We start from the raw sequence: 21,556 nt of genomic DNA on the forward strand, positions 1-21,556 counted from the left end.
GTGGCGTCGAGCGTCGAGGACGTCCTCCCGCTCACCCCGTTGCAGCAGGGCATGATCTTCCACGCCCTGCTCGACGAGCGCGCGGACGTCTACACGGTGCAGACCGTGCTGCGGCTGACCGGTGCGGTGGACGCCGAGCGGCTCCGGGAGGCGGCCGAGCAGCTGGTGCGGCGGCACGCCAACCTGCGGGCCGGGTTCCGCACCCAGTCCTCGGGTCAGTTCGTGCAGGTCGTGCGGCGCGCGGTGCGGGTGCCGTGGCGCGTGGTGGACTGCCCGGACGACGGCGAGTTCCAGCGCCTGCTGGACGACGACCGCGCCGAGCCGTTCGATCTCGCCCGGCCGCCGTTGCTGCGGTTCACGTTGGTGCGCCGGGATTCCGGGCACGTGCTCGTGCTGTCGTCGCACCACCTCCTGTGGGACGGCTGGTCCGCGCCGATCCTGGTGCGTGAGCTGCTGTCGCTGTACGGCGGGGAAACACTGCCCCCGGTGCGGCCGTTCCGCGACTACCTGACCTGGCTGTCCGAACAGGACACTGCAGCCGCCGAGCGCGCGTGGGCCGAGGCGCTGGCCGATCTGGACGGCCCGACGCTCGTCGCCGACGGCCCGTCGAGCGGACTGCCGCGGCGGGCCGAGTTTTCGCTGCCCGGGCAGCCGCTGGCGCAGGCGGCGCGCGAGCACGGCGTGACGGTGAACGCGCTCGTGCAGTCCGCATGGGCGCTGGTGCTGGCCGGGCTGACCGGCCGGGACGACGTGGTGTTCGGCGCGACGGTGTCCGGGCGCAACCCGGAGGTGCCGGGCGTCGAGTCGATGGTCGGCATGCTGATCAACACCGTGCCGGTGCGCGTGCGCCTCGCGCCGGACGAGACGCCGGCCGGGCTGGCCGCGCGGGTGCAGGCCGAGCAGGCGCGGTTGCTGGAGCACCAGCACCTCGGGCTCGCCGACATCCAGCGCGCCGCCGGGCAGCCCGCGTTGTTCGACACGCTCGTGGTCTTCGAAAGCTATCCCGGCACCGACCTGGCCGGCTCGCCGCTGGCCGGCGTCGAGGTGCGGGACGCGACGCACTACCCGCTCGCGCTGCTGGTCGTGCCGGGCGAGGAGGTCGTGCTGCGCATCGACCACGACCCGGCGCGCTTCGACGACGCCGCGGTCACGCGCATCGCGGAGCGGGTGCAGGACGTGCTCGGCTGGTTCGTCGCCGCGCCTGGCACGCCGGTCGCGCAGGTCGAACCGCTGCCGGCCGACGAGTGGCGGCAGGTCGTGGTGGCCCCGCACGAAACCGCCGCCGACGTGCCGGAAACGACGCTGCCGGAGCTGTTCGCGGCGCAGGTGGCGCGCACGCCGGACGCCACCGCGGTGGTGTTCGAGGGAACCGCGCTGACCTACGCCGAGCTGGACGCGCGCGCGACGGACCTGGCCCGCCGGTTGGCGGGGGCCGGGGTGGGGCCGGAGCACATCGTCGGCGTGCGGATGGACCGTTCGCTGGACTTGATCGTTTCGCTGCTGGGTGTGCTCAAGGCCGGTGGGGCTTATCTACCGCTGGATCCGTCGTATCCGGCGGAGCGGCTGGGCATGATGGTCGAGGATGCCCGGCCCACGGTGGTTCTTCCTGCCGCGCTGGAAGGCGAGGGGGAGTTGCGGGCGGCGGGGCCGGACAACCCGGCTTACGTCATCTACACCTCGGGGTCGACCGGCCGTCCCAAGGGTGTGGTGGTCAGCCATCGGGCGATCGTGAACCGTCTGTTGTGGATGCAGCACGAGTACCGGCTCACGCCCGAGGATCGGGTGCTGCAGAAGACTCCGTCGTCGTTCGACGTGTCGGTGTGGGAGTTCTTCTGGCCGTTGATCACCGGCGCGACCCTGGTGTTCGCCCGGCCGGAGGGGCACAAGGACCCGCGATACCTGGCCGAACTGGTCGAGCGCGAGCGGATCACCACCGCGCACTTCGTGCCGTCGATGCTGGCCCAGTACGTCGAGACCGGGCGCGGGCCGGCGCGGATCATCTGCAGCGGTGAGGCGCTGCCGCCCGAACTGGCGCGGCAGGCGAGTGAATTCGCCCAGGTGCACAACCTGTACGGGCCGACCGAGGCGGCGGTCGACGTCACCTACTGGCCGGTCCGCGCGGACACCACGACCGTCCCCATCGGACGTCCGGTGTGGAACACGCAGACCTACGTGCTGGACCGGTTCCTGCGTCCGGTGGCGCCGGGCGTGCCGGGCGAGCTGTACCTCGGGGGAGTACAGCTCGCCCGGGGCTACCTGAACCGCGCCGGGCTGACCGCGTCCCGGTTCGTCGCCAACCCGTTCGGCGAGCCCGGTTCGCGGCTCTACCGCACCGGGGACGTCGTGCGCTGGACGGCCGAGGGCGTCCTGGAGTACCTGGGCCGCGCCGACGACCAGGTCAAGATCCGCGGCTTCCGGGTCGAGCTGGGCGAGGTGGAGGCGGCTCTGCTCGCGCTGGACGGGGTCACCGCCGCGGCGGCCGCCGTGCACGCCGGACGCCAGCAGCTCGTCGGGTACGTCGTCGGCGACGGGCTGGACCCGGCCGCGCTGCGGCGGAACCTCGCCGAGTCCCTGCCCGAACAGCTGGTGCCGTCCGCGATCGTCGTGCTCGACGAGCTGCCGCTCAGTCCGAGCGGCAAGCTGGACCGCCGCGCGCTGCCGGAACCGCAGATCACGCAGACCAGCGCCGAGGCCCGCGATCCGCGCGAGGAGATCCTGGCCGAGCTGTTCGCCGAGGTCCTCGGCGTGCCCGAGGTCGGCCGCGACGACGACTTCTTCGCCCTCGGCGGCCATTCGCTGCTCGCGACCCGCCTGGTCAGCCGCATCCGCCGCACGTTCGGCGCCGACCTGCGGATCCGCGCGATCTTCGACGCCCCGACGGTGGCGCGCCTGGCGCGGCACCTGGACGGCGGTGCCGCGCGCCCGCCGCTGACCTGCCGCGAGCACGACAGCCCCGTGCCGCTGTCCCCGGCGCAGCGCAGCCTGTGGTTCCTGCACGAGCTGGAGGGCCCGTCGCCGGTCTACAACATCCCGTTCGCCGCGCGCCTGACCGGTCCGCTCGATCTGGACGCGCTCGACCAGGCGCTCACCGACGTGGTGAACCGCCACGACGCGCTGCGCACCCTGCTCACCGCCGAGGGCCAGCGCGTGCTGCCGCCGTTCGAGCGGTTCCCGGTGCAGCGCCACGACGGCCCGGCCGAGGGGTTCGTGCAACGCGCGAGCCGGTACGCGTTCCGGCTCGGCGAGGAGCCACCGATCCGCGCCGAAATTCTCCGCACCGGTCCGGATGAGCACCCGTTCGTGCTGGTCGTGCACCACGTCGCGGGCGACGAATGGTCGGCCCGGCCATTGCTGCATGACTTGGGCGAGGCCTACGCCGCCCGCCGCGACGGACGCGCGCCGGAGTGGACGCCGCTGCCGGTCCAGTACGCCGACTACACGCAGTGGCTGCAGGACATCCCGGTCGACGATCAGCGCGAATTCTGGCTGAAGCGCCTGGAGGGCCTGCCCGAGGAACTGCCGCTGCCCACCGACCGGCCGCGCCCGCAGCACCCGACGCGCGAGGGCGGCCACGTCACCGTCGAGTTCCCCGCCGCGCTGACCGCGTCGCTGGCGAAGCTCGCCCGCAAGCTCGGCGTGACCGACCTGATGATCGCGCAGGCCGCGACCGCGGTGCTGCTGTCCCGCCTCGGCGCGGGCGAGGACATCCCGCTCGGCACGCCGGTCGCCGGCCGCACCGACGAAGCGCTGGACGACCTGGTCGGGTACTTCGTCAACACGGTCGTGCTGCGCACCGACCTGTCCGGCAACCCGACGTTCCGCGACCTCCTCGCACGCGTGCGCGAGGCGAACCTGGACGCCTACTCGAACCAGGACCTGCCGTTCGAGCGGGTCGTGGAGGCGGTCAACCCGCCGCGCTCGCCGGGACGGCACCCGCTGTTCCAGATCATGGTGTCGCACCGCGATCCGGCGACCGCGGGCCTGGAGCTGCCGGACGTCGTGGCCGAGCCGATGGACCCCGCGTTCACCGGCGCCAAGTTCGACCTCGCGTTCCACTTCGGGCCGGGGGACTGCTTGATCAGCTACTCCGGCGACCTGTTCGACGAATCCACAGTGGACGCGCTGGCGCGTCGGCTGGTGCGGCTGCTCACCGCGCTCGTCGCCAAGCCGGACCAGCCGGTCGGCCTGGCCGAGATCCTCGGCGACGACGAGCGGGCCCAGCTCGCGGCGTTCAACGACACCGCCGAGGACCGCCCGCACACCACGCTGACCGAGATGGTCGAGGAGCAGGCCGCCCGCACCCCGGACGCGATCGCGGTCGAGTTCCACGACCGCAGCCTGACCTACGCCGAGCTGAACGCGAAGGCCAACCACCTCGCCCGGCGGCTCGTCGCGGCCGGTGTCGGGCCGGAGCGGACCGTCGGGATGCACTGGGAGCGGTCGCTGGAACTGGTCGTCGGCCTGGTCGCGGTCGAGAAGGCCGGTGGCGCGTTCGTGCCGCTGGAGCCGTCGTGGCCGCAGCGGCGCATCGCCGAGGTGGCGGAGAGTTCCCGGTTCACCGCGATCCTCAGTGGACCCGAGCACGACGCGCCGGTGCGGGAGCTGGGCGTGCCGGTCGTGCACGTCGATCTGGCGGACGAGGACCCGGAGAACCTGGGCGTGCGGGTGCCGCCGGAGGGCCTGGCCTACGTCATCTACACGTCCGGCTCCACCGGTAAACCGAAGGGCGCGATGATCCGTCACCGCGCGATCACGCACCGCCTGTTGTGGCAGCGTGAGATGCTCGGCTTCGGGCCCGGTGACGCGGCGCTGTTCAAGGCGCCGATGGGCTTCGACATCTCGATCAACGAGGTGTTCCTGCCGCTGGTCACCGGCGGCAAGCTGGTGATCGCCGAACCCGGCGGCGAACGCGACATCGACTACCTGCTGGGCCTGATCGAACGGCACGCGGTCACCTTCACCTACCTGCCGTCGTCCATTCTGGACCTGCTGGTGGGCCTGGACGGCTTCGCCGAACGCGGCCGGTCGCTCAAGCACGTCTGGTGCGGCGGTGAGGTGCTGACACCGGAGCTGTTCGCCCGGTTCCGCGCGGTCAGCGACGCGATCATGTACCACGGGTACGGCCCGGCGGAGGCCACGATCGGCGTCAGCCACGTCGTCTACCGGGACGCGAGCGCGGTCCGCAAGGCCGTGTCCATCGGGCACCCCAACGGCAACACCCGGCTGTACGTGCTGGACCAGCACCTGCGGCAGGTGCCGGTCGGCGTGCCCGGCGAGCTGTACGCCGGGGGTGTCTACCTCGGCCGCGGCTACATCAACGATCCGAAGCGGACGGCCGACCACTTCGTCGCCGACCCGTTCGGCCCGCCCGGCTCCCGCTTGTACCGCACCGGCGACCTGGCCCGGTGGCAGCCCGACGGGACGCTGGAGTTCCTCGGCCGCGCCGACAACCAGGTCAAGATCCGCGGCATGCGGGTCGAGCTGGAGGAGATCGAGGCGGTCCTGGAGCAGCACGAAGGCGTCCGGCGGGCGGTCGTGCTGGTGCGCGACGAGCCCAAGCGGCTGGTCGGCTACTGCCTCGGCGCCGAAGTGGACGGTCTGGGCGACTGGCTGCGCACGCGACTGCCCGAGCACATGGTGCCGCGGCGGTTCGTGTTCCTCGACGAGTTCCCGCTGATGCCCTCGGGCAAGGTGAACCGCAAGGCGCTGCCCGACCCCGGGCCGGAGCCGACGGCCGGTGGCCGGGCCGCGGAGACCGAGGCCGAACGGATCCTCTGCCGCGTGATGGCCGAGGTGCTGCGGGTGCCCGAGGTCGGCGCCGAGGACAACTTCTTCGGCCTGGGCGGCGACAGCATCCTGTCCATCCAGTTCGTGAGCAAGGCGCGCGCGGCCGGGCTGCGCATCTCGCCGCGACAGGTGTTCGAGCACCAGACCGCGGCGGCGCTGGCCCGTGCGGTCGACACTGACGTGGTGGTCGCCGACGGGGACCGCGCGCAGGGCGTTGGTGAGGTCCCGCTGACGCCGATCATGCGGTGGTGGAGCGAGAACGGCGACCCGAAGATGGCTCAGGCCGCGCTGCTGCGGGTGCCGCCCGCGGACGGGCCGGAGATCTTCGCCGGGGTGCTGCAGGACGTGCTCGACCACCACGACCTGCTGCGTGCCCGGCTACGGGGCGACGTGCTCGACGTCCGCCCGCCGGGCGCGGTGACCGACGTGCTGGAGCACGTTCCGGGGAACACGCCGGCCGCGGAGAAGTACGCCGAGGCGGTCGAAGCGCTCGACCCGGAGGCGGGCGTGCTGGTGCGGGCGGTGTGGTTCGACCACGGCCCGGAAGAACCCGGCCGGCTGCTGCTCGTGCTGCACCACCTGGTCGTCGACGGCGTGTCGTGGCGCATCCTCGCCGGGGACCTGGCGCAGGCGTGGGAGGCCCGCGCGTCCGGTCATCCGGCCAAGCTCGACCCGGTGCCCACGTCGTTCCGCTGGTGGGCGCGGCACCTGCCGACCCCGAGCACTGAGCCGTGGAAGTCGTTGCCCCGCGCCGAAAAGAACGACGTGCGACCGGCTCCGACGGCGGGCCGCCGGGAGCTGACGCTCGGCTCCGAACTGGTCACCGAGGTGCCGGGCAAGTTCCGGACCGGGGTGCAGGACGTGCTGCTCAGCGCGCTCGCGCAGGCGTTCGGCGAGCCGCGGCTGGTCGCGCTGGAGGGCCACGGCCGCGAGGAGCACCTGGTGCCCGGCGCGGACCTGTCCCGTACGGTCGGCTGGTTCACCAGCGTCTACCCGGTGGAACTGCCCGCCGCCGCGAGCCCACCGCAGATCCAGGAGCGGCTGCGCGCGGTGCCCGACAACGGCATCGGGTTCGGCATCCTCCGCTGGCTGCACGGCGAGCTGACCGGTGTTCCCGACCCGGAGATCGGCTTCAACTACCTCGGCCGGTTCGACGTCTCCGAGGGTTACTGGGTCCCGGCCGCGGAGCAGCTGCCGCAGCCGGAGATCCAGCACCGTCCACTGGAGATCAACGTCGTCACCGAGGACGGACCGGACGGTCCGGTGCTGACGGCGACCTGGTCGTGGACCAGCCGGTTCGCCGATTCCGAAGTGGACCTTCTGATCGGGAAGTGGCAGGACGCCCTACGTGACCTCGCGGCCGCGGAGGAGGTGGCGGAAGTCCTGCCGCTGTCCCCGCTGCAGCAGGGCATGCTCTTCCACGCGCTGTACGACGAGAGCGCCGACGACGTCTACACCGTCCAGTTCGTGCTCGGCCTCACCGGTGAGATCGACGCGGCGCGGCTGCGCCGGGCCGCGCAGGACCTGCTGGTCCGGCACCCCAACCTGCGTGCCGCGTTCGTGCACGACGACGAGCCGAAACAAATCATCCGGCGTGCGGCCGAGCTGCCCTGGGCGGAGCTGACACTCAGCCACGGGGAGTTCGACGCGTTCCTGGCCAGGGACCGGGCGGAGCGGTTCGCGCTCGACGAGCCCCCGCTGCTGCGGATGACCCTGGTGAAGCTGGGCGAGCGGGACCACCGGCTGGTGCTGTCCAACCACCACATCCTGCTCGACGGCTGGTCGCTGCCGCTGCTGGTGCGCGACCTGCTCGCGCTCTACGCCGGCACCGAGCCGCCGTCGCCCCGGCCGTACCGCGACTACCTGGCCTGGCTCGCCGGGCGGGACCGGGACGCCTCCGCGGAGGCGTGGCTGGCGACGCTGGACGACGTCGAGGAACCGACGCTGCTGGTCCCGGCCGCCTCCCGGGTGCCGATGCACCCGGGCAAGCTGCGCCTCGAACTGCCACCGGAGACCACCGAACGGCTCTACGCGGTCGCCCGGAAGCACGGCCTGACCGTCAACACCGTCGTCCAGGGGCTGTGGGGGCTGGTGCTGAGCAGGCTGACCAACCGGGACGACGTCCTGTTCGGCACCACCGTCTCCGGACGTCCCGCCGATCTGTCCGGTGTGGACGGTATGGTCGGTCTGTTCATCAACACCGTCCCGGTGCGGGTCCGCCTGCGTGGCGCGCTGCTGGACGTCCTGCGCGCGGTGCAGGACGAGCAGGCGCGGCTGATGGACCACCAGTACCTCGGCCTCACCGACATCCAGCGCGCCGCCGGGCACGGCGACCTGTTCGACACGCTGGTCGTGTTCGAGAGCTACCCGATCGACTCCGACGCGGTGAGCGAGAGCGAGCGGGCCGCCGGGATCACGATCGACCGGGTCGAGGTCGAGGACTCCACGCACTACCCGCTGACGCTGGCGGTCGCCGCCGAGGAGCGGTTGTCGGTCGTCTTCGAGTACCGGCCGGACACGTTCGACGAGGCGTGGGCGGAGTCGCTGAGCGGCTGGTTCCGCCGGGCCGTGGAAGCCTTCGCGGCCGACCCCGCCCAGACGGCGACGAGCATCGACCTGCTCGGCGACGAGACCCTGGCCGAACTGCGTCGCATCGGCACCGGCAAGGTCCTGGACGCCCCGGCGACGACGTTGCCCGAGGTCCTGCGCGACCAGGCCCGGGCCACGCCGGACGCCGTGGCGATCGTGGCGGGGGAGACCCGGCTGACCTTCGCCGAGTTCAACGCGCGGGCCAACCAGGTGGCCCGCGTGCTGATCGAGCAGGGGGTGGGGCCGGAGGATGTGGTGGCGCTGCGCATGCCGGCCGGGCCGGACATGCTGATCGCCCTGCTCGCGGTGTTCAAGGCGGGCGGCGCGTACCTGCCGCTCGACCCGGACTGGCCCGCCGAGCGCATCGAGTTCATGCTCGCCGACGCCGCCCCGAAGCTGGTCCTGACCGAGCTGCCACCCGCGACCGGTTCCACCGACGACCTGCCGCCGCGCGCGAAGCCGCAGCACCCGGCGTACGTGATCTACACGTCCGGCTCCACCGGCACGCCCAAGGCCGTCGTGGTGCCGCACAGCTCGATCGCGAACCTGCTGGTCAGCCACCGCACCGACCTGTTCGACCCGGCACGCGAGCGGGCCGGCCGCCCGCTGCGCGTCGCGCACGCCTGGCCGATGGCGTTCGACGCGTCCTGGCAGCCCATGCTGTGGATGTTCGCCGGGCACGAGCTGCACCTGGTGCCGCCGGACACCCGCCGCGACGCCGACCTGCTGCGGGCGTTCCTGCGGGACCACGAGATCGAGTTCGTCGAGCTGTCCCCGTCGCTGCTCGCGCAGGTCGCGACCGAACCAGGCTGGCGGGGCGCGCTCAAGGTGCTCGGCGTCGGCGGGGAGGCGGTGCCCGCGCAGCTGTGGCGATCGCTGCGGGACGAGCCGGACCTGGCCGTGTGGAACCTCTACGGCCCGACCGAGTGCACAGTGGACTCCGCGGCGTGCGACTTCGACCGCACCGAGAACCCGTGCATCGGCTCACCGGTCGGCAACGCGCGTGCCTACGTCCTCGACCGGCACCTGCGGCCCTGCCCGCCGGGCGTGGAGGGTGAGCTGTACCTCTCCGGCGCCGGTCTCGCCCGCGGCTACCTGCGGCGGCCGGGCACGACGGCGGAGCGGTTCGTCGCCGACCCGTTCGGCGAGCCCGGCACCCGGATGTACCGCACCGGCGACGTGGCGCGTTGGAACGCCGAGGGCCTGATCGAGCTGCTCGGCCGCGTCGACGACCAGGTCAAGATCCGTGGCTTCCGCATCGAGCCCGGGGAGATCGAGGCCGTGCTGCTGCGGGACGAGCGGGTGGAACGCGCGGTCGTGGTGCCACGCGAGGACACGCCCGGAGTGAAGCGGCTGGTCGCCTACGTGGTCGCGAGCAGCACGGACGGTCTGCGGGAACAGGTCGCGGCGGCCCTGCCGGAGTACATGGTCCCGGCGGCGATCGTCGCGGTCGAGAACTTCCCGTTGACGCGCAACGACAAGCTCGACGTCAAGGCGCTGCCCGCGCCGGACTACACGAGCACCACGTCCCGGCCGCCCGCGACGGACCTGGAGAAGCGCATCGCCGGTCTGTTCGCCGAGGTCCTGGGCCTGCCCGAGGTCGGCGCGGACGACAGCTTCTTCGCCCTCGGCGGGGACAGCATCGTGTCGATGCGGCTGGTCAGCAAGGCCCGTGGCGCCGGACTGGCGTTCACCCCGCGGGACGTGTTCGAGCAACGGACGGTGGCAGCCCTGGCGCGGGTTGCCGGGGACGCCGTGCACCGCGCGGACTCCGACGCCGGCATCGGCGAGGTGCCGCTGACCCCGATGCTGCACTGGCTCACCCGCAACCAGCCGTACGGCCAGCTCAGCCAGGCCCGGATGCTCTGCACCCCGGCCGGGCTCGGCCTGGACCGGCTGCGCGAGCTGGTGCAGGCCCTGCTGGACCGGCACGACGTGCTACGCGCGACCTTCGACGGCACGTTCGTCGTCCGCCCACGCGGGGCGGTGGACGCCAGCGCTTGCGTCACCCGGATCGACGCCCGCGACCTGCCGTACGAGGAGATCGCCGACCGTCTGCCGGACCTGATGCGGGAGATCCGGCTCGATCCGCCGTCCGGCGACCTGGTGCGGTTCGTCTGGTTCGACACCGGCCCGGACCGCCCCGGCAGGCTGCTCGTCGTGCTGCACCACCTCGTCGTGGACGGCGCGTCGTGGGGCGTGCTGGTGCCCGAGCTGGCGGAGCTGTGGGTGGGCCACGAGCTGCCGCCGGTCGGCACGTCGTACCGCGAATGGGCGCGGGCCCTGCCCGAGGTCGCGCGAGCGAAGGCGAGCGAGATGCCGCTGTGGCGGGACATCCTGTCCGGACCGGACCCGGTGCTCGGCACCCGCCGCCTCGACCCGGCCGTGGACACCCGCGCGTCCATGCGAGCCACGCGGACGTTCCTCGACCCCGAGGTGACCGGCAAGCTGCTCACCGAGGTGCCCGAGCGGCACGGCGTCACGATCAACGACGTCCTGCTGGCCGGGCTCGCGCACGCGGTGTCCCGCTGGCGCGGCACTGGCGACACGTCGCTGCTGCTCGCGATGGAAGGCCACGGCCGGGAGGAGCAGATCGTGCCCGGCGCGGACCTGTCCGGCACGGTCGGCTGGTTCACCAGCGTCTTCCCGGTGCGGGTGGACCCCGGCGACCTCACCGGCGGTGTCCACAACGGACTGGTGCGGGTGCACGAGCAGCTCGCCCTGCCGGACAAGGGTATCGGCCACGGCCTGCTCCGCTACCTCAACCCGGACACCGCCGCGGAGCTGGAGGCGCTGCCCGAGCCGCAGCTGGAGTTCAACTACCTCGGCCGGCTCACCGTGGGCGAGCGCGACGGCGAGCCGTGGTCCGGCGCGCCCGAGGCGGGCGCGATGGGCGGTGGCGTGGACGACGACATGCCCGCGCCGTACTGCCTGGTGCTCAACGTGCTGGTCCGCGGCTCGACGCTGGAGGCCGACTGGCAGTGGCCGTCCGCGTTGTTCACCGAAGACCGCATCCAGCAGCTGTCCCGCGAGTGGTTCGCCGCGCTGACCCTGATCGCGCAAGGAGGCCCCCGGTGAGTGACCTCGCCGCCCGCAAACGTGAGCTGCTGCGCCGACGGCTGGCCCAGGCCGGCCTGGCCGGCACGACGTCGATCCCGAAGCGGGACTCCGACGACGACCTGCCGCTGTCCTACGCGCAGTCGCGGATGTGGTTCCTGCAGCAGCTCGACCCGGCCAGCCCGGCGTACAACGTGTGCCTGGCGATCACCCTGCGCGGCGCGCTGGACAAGGCCGCGCTGCACCGGTCGTTCCAGCGGCTGGTCGAGCGGCACGAAATCCTGCGCACCCGGTACGTCGCCGGGCCGGACGGCGAGCCGCGGCAGATCGTCGACCCGTACGTCGTGGTGACGATGCCGGAGTCGGACCTGCGTGGCCTGTCCGAAGCGGACCGGGACCGGACCGTCGAGCGGGTCGCGCGGGAGGAGTCGGCGCACGCGTTCGACCTCGCAACGGAGCACTCGCTGCGGCTGCGCCTGCTGCGCCGCGGCGACGACGACCACGTGCTGGTGCTGACCGTGCACCACATCGCGTGGGACGGCTACACGTTCAACACGCTCTCCCGCGACCTGTCCGCGCTGTACCGCGAGGACACCACGGGGCAACCGTCGGGTTTGGACCCGCTGCCGGTGCAGTACGCGGACTTCGCGGTGTGGCAGCGGAAGACGCTGACCGACGAGAAGCTGGCCGGAGATCTGGACTACTGGCGCCGCGAGCTGGCCCCGGCGCCGGAGAACCTGCCGCTGCCCACCGACCTGCCCCGCCCGCCCGCGCGGTCCGACCGCGGGGACCGGCGGTTCCACACCTTCGACCGGGCGGTGACCGACCGGATCGGCGAGTTCGCGCAGGCCCGCGGGGTCACCCCGTTCATGGTGGTGTTCGCCGGGTACGCGGCGCTGCTGTCCCGCTGGACCGGCGCGACGGACGTGCCGATCGGGTCGGCGTCGATGAACCGCGACGCCGGTGAGGTCGAGCGGCTGATCGGCAACTTCGGCAACACGCTCGTGCTGCGGGCCGACCTGTCCGGCGACCCGTCGTTCGCGGAGCTGGTGGACCGGGTGCGGCGGGTGTGCACCGACGGGTACGCGCACCAGGACCTGCCGTTCGACCTGCTCGTCGAGCGCCTGCGGCCGCCGCGCGTGCCGGGCCGGTCGGTGCTGTTCGACGTGATGCTGTTGTTCCTGACCCAGGGGTTGCAGGGCTTCGACCTGCCCGGCGTCGAGGCGAGCTGGGAGACGGTGCACAACGACACCACGCAGTTCGACCTGGCGCTGGAGGCGTTCCTGGTCGACGGCGAAATGCGGGTCGAGGCCACGTATTCGACGGAGCTGTTCGCTGCCGTCACGGTGGACCGCTTCCTGGCGCACCTGGAATCGCTGCTCGACGCGGCGGTGGGGGAGCCGGAGCGGCCCGTGTCGCGCCTGGAGTTCTTCCCGGACACCGTCCTGATCGGCGACGCGCGTGAGGTACCGGCGACGACGCTGCCGGAGCTGTTCGCGGCGCAGGTGGCGCGAACCCCGGACGCGACGGCGGTGGTGTTCGAGGGCGCGTCGTTGACCTACGCCGAGCTGGACGCCCGCACCACCGCGCTGGCTCAGCGGTTGGCGGGTGCTGGTGTGGGGCCGGAGCACATCGTGGCGGTCCGGCAGGACCGCTCACTCGATCTGATCGTTTCGCTGCTGGGAGTCCTCAAGGCGGGTGGGGCTTATCTGCCGCTGGATCCGTCGTATCCGGCGGAGCGGTTGAGCATGATGATCGAGGACGCTCAGCCCACCGTGGTTCTTCCCGCCTCACTGGAAGTTGACGGGGAGTTGCGGGCGGCGGGCCCGGATACTCCGGCGTACGTCATCTACACCTCGGGCTCCACGGGCCGTCCGAAGGGCGTCGTGGTCAGCCATCGGGCGATCGTGAACCGTCTACTGTGGATGCAGGCCGAGTACGGGCTGACGCCCGAAGATCGGGTGCTGCAGAAGACGCCGTCGTCGTTCGACGTGTCGGTGTGGGAGTTCTTCTGGCCGCTCATCACCGGGGCGACCCTGGTGTTCGCCAAGCCCGGCGGGCACAAGGACCCCCGTTACCTCAGCGAGCTGATCGCCCGGGAGCGGGTCACCACCGTCCACTTCGTCCCGTCGATGCTGCGGGCGTTCGTCGAGTCCGGCGCCCGGCCGAGCAGCCTGCGCCGCGTGATCTGCAGCGGCGAGGCCCTGCCGTCCGACCTCGCGCGCGAACTGCCGCACGTCCACAACCTGTACGGGCCCACCGAAGCCGCCGTCGACGTCAGCCACTGGCCGGTGGCCGAGGGCGCCGGCACCGGAACCGTGCCGATCGGGCGGCCGGTGTGGAACACGCAGCTCCACGTGCTGGACCGGCACCTGCGGCCGGTCGCGCCCGGCGCCGTCGGCGAGCTGTACCTGGGCGGCGTCCAACTGGCGCGTGGCTACCTGAACCGGCCCGGGCTCACCGCGTCGCGGTTCGTCGCCGGACCGGACGGACAGCGGCTGTACCGGACCGGGGACCTGGTCCGCCGCACCGGGGACGCCCTGGAGTTCCTCGGCCGCGCCGACGACCAGGTCAAGATCCGCGGGTTCCGCGTCGAGCTGGGCGAGATCGAGGCCGCGCTGACCGCGCTGCCCGAGGTGGTCAACGCCGGGGTGGTCGCGCGTCCGGACCGGCAGCAGCTCATCGGATACGTCGTCGCCAAGCCCGGTGCCGACGCGGCGGCCATCCGGCGGAAGCTCGGCGCCACCCTGCCTGAGCACCTGGTGCCGTCGGTGATCACGTTCCTCGACGAGCTGCCGCTGAGCCCCGCCGGCAAGCTCGACCGCAAGGCGCTGCCCGAGCCCGAGGCCGCCACCGTCGCCGAGGAGCCGGAGACCGAGCGCGAGCGCGCCTTGGCCGCGTTGTTCGCCGATCTGCTCGGCGTCGAGCGCGTCGGCCGGGACGACGACTTCTTCGCCCTCGGCGGGCATTCCCTGCTGGCGACCAAGCTCGTCAGCCGCGTCCGCGCGGACCTCGGCATCGACGTCGCGATCGGTTCCGTCTTCGACGCGCCCACCGTCGCCCGCCTCGCCACGGCGCTCGACGGCGGCACGCAGAAGCGGCCCGCGCTCACGCCGATGCCGCGCCCGCGCCGGACGCCGTTGTCGTCGGCGCAGCAGCGGTTGTGGTTCCTGTACCGGCTGGAAGGCCCGAGCGCCACCTACAACGTGCCGTTCGCGGTGCGCCTGGACGGACCGCTCGACGTGGACGCGCTGCGGCCCGCGCTCGCCGACGTCGTGAGCCGCCACGAGGTGCTACGCACGATCTACCCGGAGTTCGAGGGCAAGCCCTACCAGCAGGTGCTCGACACGATCCCGCCGCTGATCCTCGATGGCGGCTCACCGCGCGAGGCCGCGCAGCGGGCGTTCGAGCTGGACCGCGAGCCGCCGTTCGAGGCGCGGTTGTTCCGCGACGGCGACTCGCACGTGCTGTCCCTGCTGACGCACCACATCGCGAGCGACGGCTGGTCCACCGAACGGCTGCTGGCCGACCTGACCACCGCCTACACCGCCCGGCTGCGGGGCCGCGGCCCCGGCTGGGCGCCGCTGCCCGTGCAGTACGCCGACTACGCGCTCTGGCAGCGCGACCTGCTGGGCAACGACGCCGACCCGAACAGCCTGGCGTCCACCCAGCTCGCCTACTGGACGCGGCAGCTCGCCGACCTGCCGGACGAGATCAGCCTGCCGGCCGACCGGCCGCGCCCGGCGGACCTGTCGTTCGCCGGGGACGCGGTGCGGTTCCAGCTGCCGCCGGAGACCCACCGGGCACTGGCGGAGCTGGCGCGGCAGACCGGGGCCACGACGTTCATGGTCGTGCAGGCCGCCGTCGCCGCGCTGCTCGGCCGGATGGGCGCGGGGGAGGACGGGTTGGGGGGCGCGCCCGTCGCCGGCCGCACCGACGACGCCCTGGACGGCCTGGTCGGCTTCTTCGTCAACAACCTCGTGCTGCGCACGGACCTGAGCGGCGACCCGACGTTCCGGCAGCTCGTCGACCGGGTCCGGCGCGCCGACCTGGACGCGTTCGCCCACCAGGACCTGCCGTTCGAACGGCTCGTCGAGGCGCTCAACCCGGCCCGGTCGATGGGGCGGCACCCGCTGTTCCAGGTCATGCTGGCCTACCAGCGGGCGCCCTGCGGGCCCGTGCCGTTCGGGCACGCCTCGCTGCGTGCGGAGCACGTCGACTTCTACGCGGCGCGGCTGGACCTGTCGTTCCACCTGTTCGAGCAGGACGCGGGCATCGACGGATGGCTGGTCTACAGCGCGGACCTGTTCGACCGGTCCACGGTGGACGACCTGGTGGCCCGGTTCACGCGCCTGGTCGGCGATCTGGTGGCGGACCCGGACCGGCGGCTGTCCACGACCTCGGTGCTGACCGCCGCGGACGTGCTTCCCGCCGGGGAAGTGCGGGAAGTGGCGGCGACGACCCTGCCGGAGCTGTTTGCCGAGCAGGTGGCGCGCACGCCGGACGCAACGGCGGTGGTGTTCGAGGGCGCGTCGTTGACCTACGCCGAACTGGACGCCCGCGCCACGCTCCTGGCGGAACAGCTGGCCGGAGCGGGGGTGGGGCCGGAGCACATCGTGGCGGTCCGGCAGGACCGTTCGCTGGACCTGATCGTTTCGCTGTTGGGTGTGTTGAAGGCGGGTGGGGCTTATCTGCCGCTGGATCCCTCGTATCCAGCCGAGCGGTTGAGCATGATGATCGAGGATGCGCAGCCCACCGTGGTTCTTCCCGCCTCGCTGGGCGAACCCGGTGAAACACGGGCGGCGGGCCCGGACAACCCGGCCTACGTCATCTACACCTCGGGCTCCACCGGACGCCCCAAGGGGGTCGTGGTCAGCCACCGCGCGATCGTCAACCGTCTACTGTGGATGCAGAACGAGTACGGTCTCACGCCCGAGGATCGGGTGCTGCAGAAGACCCCGTCGAGCTTCGACGTGTCGGTGTGGGAGTTCTTCTGGCCGCTCATCACCGGTGCCACGCTGGTGTTCGCCCGGCCCGAGGGGCACAAGGACCCGGAGTACCTGGCCGACCTGATCGCCCGCGAGCGGATCACCACCGCGCACTTCGTCCCGTCGATGCTACGGGCGTTCGTCTCCTCGGGCGGTGACCTGTCGGTGCTGACGCGGGTGATCTGCAGCGGCGAGGCCCTGCCGTCCGACCTGGCGCGACCGAACGTGCACAACCTCTACGGCCCCACCGAAGCCGCGGTCGACGTCACCTCCTGGCCGTGCACCGAAGGCGCCGGCCAGGGCACGGTCCCGATCGGACGGCCGGTGTGGAACACGCAGGTCCACGTCCTGGACCGGTACCTGCGACCGGTACCGCCGGGCGTCACCGGCGAGCTGTACCTGGGCGGCGTCCAGCTGGCCCGCGGCTACCTGAACCGGCCCGGGCTCACCGCCGCCCGGTTCGTCGCCGCGCCGGACGGGGAGCGGCTGTACCGCACCGGCGACCTGGTCAAGCACCGCGACGGGGTGCTGGAGTTCCTCGGCCGCGCCGACGACCAGGTCAAGCTGCGTGGCTTCCGGATCGAGCTGGGTGAGGTCGAGGTCGCGCTCACCCGCGCCGGTGCCCGCAGCGCGGTCGCCGTGGTGCGCGACGACCGCCTGATCGCCTACGTCCTCGGCGAAGCGGACGCGAACAGCCTCGCCCGCGAGCTGCCGGACCACATGATCCCGTCCGCGATCGTCCAGCTGGACGAGTTCCCGCTGACCCCCAGCGGCAAGCTCGACCGCAAGGCCCTGCCCGCACCCGACTTCGCCGCGCTGGCGGGCACAGCCGAGCCCGCGACCGAGCGGGAGGCGCTGCTGTGCCGGCTGTTCGCCGAGGTCCTGGGCCTGGCCGAGGTCGGCGCGCAGGACAGCTTCTTCGCCCTCGGCGGGGACAGCATCGTGTCCGTCCAGCTGGTCAGCCGCGCCCGCAAGGCCGGGCTGACGATCACGCCGCGGCAGGTGTTCGAGCACCACACCCCGGCCGGGCTCGCCGCGGTCGCCGAAGCCGCCGTGGTGGAGACCGACGACGGCACCGGCCGGATCGAGCCGACCCCGATCATGCGCTGGAGCGAACGCGGTCTCGCCCAGGCGATGCTCCTGGTCGCGCCGGACGGCCTCACCCGCGACGACCTGGTGCGGGTGGTGCGGGCGATCCTGTTCCGGCACGACGTGCTGCGCGCCCGCTGGGACGGCGCCCTGATCGTCCCGGCCGAGTCCTTCGACGCGGGCGAGATCGTCCGGGACGCCACCGGGAACCTCGACGAGGAACTGCGCGCCGCCCGCGAGCGGCTCACCGACGAGCGGTTGCTGCAGGTCGTCCGCTTCCCGGACCGGGTGCTGATCGTCGCCGACCACCTCGTCGTGGACGGGGTCTCGTGGCGGATCATCATGGACGACCTCGCCGAAGCCTGGCGCGGCACCACGTTCACCCGCACCGGCACGTCGTTCCGGCGCTGGAGCGAACTGCTCGCCGCGCAGGACCGCGGCGCGGAAACCGGGCTGTGGCGGGACATCCTGGACGGCGCCGACCCGGTGTTCGAACCCGGCGGCGAACGGCACGAGACCGAGTTCAGCGTGCCGCTGCCCGACGGAGCCGAGCAAGCCGGCGTGCCGGAGCTGCTGATCAGCGCCTTCGCCGAGGCGCTGGAAACCTGGCGCGGGCGGGGGGACGCGATGATCGCGGTCGAAGGACACGGGCGCGAGGAACAGCTCGGGGCCGACCTGTCGGCCACGGTCGGCTGGTTCACCACGATCTTCCCGCTCCGGCTGCGCCCGGGCACCCGGTTGCGCGACATCCGCGACCAGCTGGACAGCCTGCCCGACCACGGCCTCGGCTACGGGCTGCTCCGCCCGCTCGGCCTGCCGGAGCCGACGATCGTCGTCAACTACCTCGGCCGCCTGCGGTCCGGGACCGGCGAGCCGTGGACGGTCGCGCCCGAGGCCCCGATGCTGCGGGTGCCGCCGCGCGTCCCGCAGTGGGCGATGGAGGTCAACGCGGTCAGCGTCGACGGGCAGCTGCGCGTCGCGATCACCGGGCCCGCGGTGCCCGAGCTGACCGAGCTGTTCCGCAAGGCGCTGAGCAGCGCGCCGACCGCGCTGGACACCGCACTGGTGGACGTTTCCGAAGAAGACATCGACGAGTTCGAAGAGGAGCTGGGCACGTGGTGAGTCAGCAGCCGACGGTGGGAGAGCTCCTGCGCGAGGTCACCGACCTGCTGGGGCCCGAGGCGGCGGAACTGTCCGAGAACGACAGCCTCATCGAATGGGGCCTCGACTCGATCCAGCTCATGCAGGTCGCGAACAAGTGGCGCAAGCAGGGCATCAAGGTCGGCTTCGCCAAGCTGGCCAAGAACCCGACCCTGGCCGGGTGGCGCGACATCCTCGCCACCGCGGCCGGGGTCGCGCCCGAGCCGGAGGTGACCGTCGAGGTCGACGAGACCGAGCCGTTCCCGCTCGCGCTGATGCAGCACGCGTACTGGATCGGCCGGGACGAGGAGACCACGCTCGGCTCGGTCGCCGCGCACCTCTACGTCGAGTTCGACGGCCCGGACCTGGACCCGCAGCGCCTGGACGTCGCCGTGCGCAAGCTCGTCGCCCGGCACGGCATGCTGCGCGCGGCCTTCGGTGACGACGGCCGCCAGCGGATCCTGCCGGAGCGCGCCCAGCCGTCGCTGCTCGTGCACGACCTGCGCGACCTCGACGAAGACGCCGAGTCGCGGCGCCTGGCGGAGCTGCGGGACGCCTCCTCGCACGCGCGGCTGGACGTCGCGAACGGCGAGGTGTTCAAGATCCAGCTCAGCCGCCGGTCCGGCGACCGCGCACGGCTGCACGTGGACGTGGACATGCTCGCCGCCGACGCGCTGAGCTACCGCGTCCTGCTCTCGGACCTGGCGCGGTTCTACGACGAGCCGGACACGGAGCTGGCGCCGATCGGCTACAGCTACCCGCGCTACCTGGCCGAACGCGAGGTGACCCGTCAGGCCGAGCAGGAGAAGGCCGGGCAGTGGTGGCAGCAGCGGGTTCCGGAGCTGCCCGGCGCGCCCGACCTGCCGCTGGTGCCGGAAACCGAGCGCGCCGACGCCACCCGCGTCACCCGGCGGCACCACTGGCTCGCGCCCGAGGACCGCAAGCGCCTCGGCGCCCGCGCGCACGAGCACGGCCTGACCCCGGCGATGGTGGTCGCGGCCGCGTTCGCCGAAACCCTGTCGTCGTGGAGCGCGCAGCCGCGGTTCCTGATGAACCTGCCGATGTTCGACCGGCAGAGCACCCACCCGGACGTCGACAAGCTGGTCGGCGACTTCACCAGCTCGGTGTTGCTGGAAGTCGACTTCTCGACCGAGGCGTCGTTCGTGGAGCACGCGAAGGCGTTGCAGGACCGGATGCACGCCGATGCCGAGCACGCCGCCTACTCGGGTGTGGAGGTGCTGCGGGACCTGTCCCGGCACCACGGTGAGCAGGTGCTCGCGCCGGTGGTGTTCACCAGCGCGCTCAACCTGGGCGAGCTGTTCGACGCGCGGGTGCGGCGGTGCTTCGGCGAGGCCGTGTGGATCATCTCGCAGGGCCCCCAGGTGCTGCTGGATGCCCAGGTCACCGAGGTCAACGAGGGCCTGCTGATCAACTGGGACGTGCGGGAGCACGCGTTCCCGGCCGGGATGATCGACGCGATGTTCGCCGCGTTCCAGGACCTCATCACGCGGCTCGGCCAGCGGGACGACGCGTGGGAGCAGCCGGTCGGCGGCGCGCTGCCGCGGGAGCAGGCCGAGGTGCGGGCGCGGGTCAACGCGACGGACGGGCCGCGCACCGGGCGGCTGCTGCAGGACGGGTTCTTCGAGCTGGCCCTGACGCAGCCGGACGCGCCCGCGCTGCTGTGGGGTGCCGATGGGGTGCTCAGCTACGGCGCGCTGCGTGACCGGGCGCTGCGGATCGCGAAGTCGTTGCGGGACAAGGGTGTCGTCGCGGGTGACCTGGTCGGGGTGAGCCTGCCGAAGGGACCGGACCAGATCGCCGCGGTGCTCGGCGTGCTGGCCGCGGGTGCCGGGTACGTGCCGATCGGTGTCGACCAGCCGGCGGCGCGGGCGGAGCGGATCCGGCGGATCGCCGGGTTCTCGCACGTGCTGGCGTCCGCCGAGGAGGCGGCCGAGCCGCTCGCCGAGCCGGTGCGGGTGGACGCGGAGCAGATCGCGTACGTGCTGTTCACCTCCGGTTCGACGGGGGAGCCGAAGGGCGTCGAGGTGCCGCACCGGGCGGCGATGAACACCATCGACGACCTCAACGAGCGGTTCTCGGTGGGCTCGGACGACCGGTGCCTGGCGGTGTCCGCATTGGACTTCGACCTGTCCGTGTACGACGTGTTCGGCCTGCTGTCCGCGGGCGGCGCGGTGGTGCTGGTCGAGGAGGGTGACCGCAAGGAGGCGCGGCAGTGGGTCGAGCTGGCCGCCTCCCGCCGGGTCACGCTGGTCAACTGCGTGCCGGCGCTGCTGGACATGCTGCTGTCCGCCGCGCGGCCGGGCGAGCTGAGCGGGCTGCGGACGGTGTTGCTGGGCGGTGACTGGGTGGGCACGGACCTCCCCGGCCGGGTGGCGGAGCAGGCGCCGCGGTGCCGGTTCGCCGGACTGGGTGGCACCACGGAGACGGCGATTCACTCGACGGTGTGCGAGGTGCACGGGGTGCCGTCGACGTGGCGTTCGGTGCCGTACGGGACGCCGTTGCGGAATGTGGTGTGCCGCGTGGTGGACGCGCGCGGGCGGGACTGCCCGGACTGGGTCGCGGGGGAGCTGTGGATCGGCGGCGACGGAGTCGCGCACGGATACCGGGCCGATCCGGAGCGGACCGCGGACCGGTTCGTGTCGTACGAGGGCCGCCGCTGGTACCGGACGGGTGACCTGGCACGGTACTGGCCGGACGGGACGCTGGAGTTCCTGGGGCGCCGGGACTTCCAGGTCAAGGTGCGGGGCGTGCGGATCGAGCTGGGCGAGGTCGAGGCCGCGCTGGCCGAGTTCCCCGGGGTGCACCGGGGCGTGGCGGGGGTGGCCCGGAACCAGCTGGTGGCGGCTGTCGGGGGTCCCGTGGACGGGGAGGTGGTGCCTGGGCTC

At 72.7% G+C, this 21,556-nt stretch carries 3 protein-coding genes; all 3 read left to right on the forward strand.

Annotated features, from left to right (window positions below):
* Nucleotides 1-11,454 carry a non-ribosomal peptide synthetase gene (locus D0D15_RS28120; RefSeq protein ID WP_115944879.1) on the forward strand — a complete coding sequence of 3,818 codons (11,454 nt, stop codon included), beginning with the start codon at nt 1-3 and terminating at the stop codon, nt 11,452-11,454.
* Nucleotides 11,451-18,632, forward strand: a complete 7,182-nt coding sequence (locus D0D15_RS28125) for a non-ribosomal peptide synthetase (RefSeq protein ID WP_115944880.1) — start codon at nt 11,451-11,453, stop codon at nt 18,630-18,632. Before D0D15_RS28120 ends, D0D15_RS28125 begins: the two co-directional genes overlap by 4 nt.
* A partial coding sequence (locus D0D15_RS28130) for a non-ribosomal peptide synthetase (RefSeq protein ID WP_115944881.1) occupies nt 18,626-21,556 on the forward strand: 2,931 nt, incomplete at its 3' end. The genes D0D15_RS28125 and D0D15_RS28130, both read left to right, overlap by 7 nt.

This window comes from Amycolatopsis thermalba (assembly GCF_003385215.1).
GTDB classification, from domain to species: domain Bacteria; phylum Actinomycetota; class Actinomycetes; order Mycobacteriales; family Pseudonocardiaceae; genus Amycolatopsis_E; species Amycolatopsis_E thermalba.